General features: G+C 62.9%; 2 protein-coding genes. One reads left to right on the forward strand and one right to left on the reverse strand.

The features are described 5' to 3' along the window. On the reverse strand, nucleotides 1–646 hold a 646-nt coding region (locus tag EN955_RS33945; protein ID WP_245492854.1), incomplete at its 3' end, for a thiamine pyrophosphate-binding protein. Nucleotides 647–860: 214 nt separating this feature from the next. Between EN955_RS33945 and bhcR the strand changes: the two genes are divergently transcribed. Beyond that, the coding region (gene bhcR / locus EN955_RS33950) for an HTH-type transcriptional regulator BhcR (RefSeq protein ID WP_245492855.1) at nucleotides 861–1,637 on the forward strand (777 nt) is incomplete at its 3' end.

The following is a 1,637-nucleotide window of genomic DNA, read 5'->3' on the forward strand; positions in this document are numbered from 1 at the left end:
TGATGATGCCGCCGCCGGCGACGATCAGCGGCTTTTCGGCCGCGTTGAGCATCGCTAGCGCTTTTTCGGCCTGGGCACGCGTCATCGCCGGCTTGAACGGCGTCAGCGGTTCATAGGCATCGATGTCGAATTCGATTTCGGCGAGTTGCACGTCGACCGGCAGGTCGATCAGCACAGGGCCGGGACGTGACGAGCGCATCAGGTGAAACGCCTTCTGCAGCGCCATGGGAACGAGATAGGGCTCCATGACGGTGACCGCCCATTTGGCGACCGGCGCGGCAATGGCTGATATGTCGACGGCCTGGAAATCCTCCTTGTTCAGCCGCGCCCGCGGAGCCTGCCCGGTGATGCACAGGATCGGAATGGAATCGGCGGCGGCCGAGTAAAGCCCGGTGATCATGTCGGTGCCGGCCGGACCCGAAGTGCCGATACACAGGCCGATATTGCCTGCCTTGGCGCGGGTAAAACCTTCCGCCATGTGCGAGGCGCCCTCGACGTGACGGGCTAGCACGTGGCGGATCGTTCCCCTGGCCTTCAGCGCCGAATAGAACGGATTGATCGCCGCGCCCGGCACGCCGAAAGCGCAGGAAATGCCTTCCTTTTCGAGAACGAGAACCGCGGCATCGACAGCGCGCATCCTGGCCATTTTCCAGCCCTCCACGGGTTTGTCATTGTTTGATTGGCCAAGGATGTCAGCAAGCCGGGTATTTTTCAATTTTTTCAGAATATTTTTTCATTTCTAGAAAACAGTGTCAGTTTTTTGATTCTATTTGGTTTTCCGTTTTCCAGGAATTCGGCTAGCGATCTCAGTGAAAAACTTTTTCATTGTGCGTTTGGCGAAATCGGCCGAGAATGGCGCCATGGAAACCACCGAAAAACGCCAGCGCGGCCGGCCGCGCGCTTTCAATGGGCCCTCGGAGGCCAGTTCGGTGCAGTCGCTCGATCGGGCGCTGCGGATCCTGGCCATTGTCGCGGAAGGCAGCGGCCTGTCGCTGAGCGAGATATCGGCGCAGAGCGGGCTTGCCGCCTCCACCGCCTACCGCATGCTGACGACGCTGCAAAACCACGGAATGGTCGAATTCGACACATCAGACCAGTTGTGGTCGATCGGCGTCGAGACCTACCGCATGGGCGCGGCCTTCCTGCGCCGCCGCAAGCTGGTCGACCGCGCGCGTATCGTCATGCAAGAGCTGATGGAGAGAACCGGCGAGACCGCCAATCTCGGCGTCGCCGAGGACGATTGCGTGGTCTTCGTCAGCCAGGTCGAGACGCATCAGGCGATCCGCGCCTTCTTCCGGCCGGGCACGCGCAGCCCCTTCCATGCGTCCGGCATCGGCAAGGCGGTGCTGGCGCATCTCGAGCCGGAGCGCGTCGGAACCATCCTGCGCAAGGCAGGCCTGCAGCGCTTCACCGACAGGACGCTGTCCGACATTTCGGCGCTTGCCCACGATCTGGCGCGGATCAAGCTGCGCGGCTGGTCGGTCGACGACGAGGAGCGGCACCCCGGCATGCGCTGCGTGGCAGCCGCCATCTTCAACGAATTCGGCGAGCCGATCGGCGGCGTTTCGGTGTCGGGACCGACGGTGCGGGTGACGCCGGAGCGGCTGGCCGAGATCGGGCCGCGGGTGCGGGGTGCG

Origin of the sequence: Mesorhizobium sp. M7A.F.Ca.CA.001.04.2.1 (genome assembly GCF_003998485.1) — a bacterium.
GTDB lineage: Bacteria > Pseudomonadota > Alphaproteobacteria > Rhizobiales > Rhizobiaceae > Mesorhizobium > Mesorhizobium ciceri.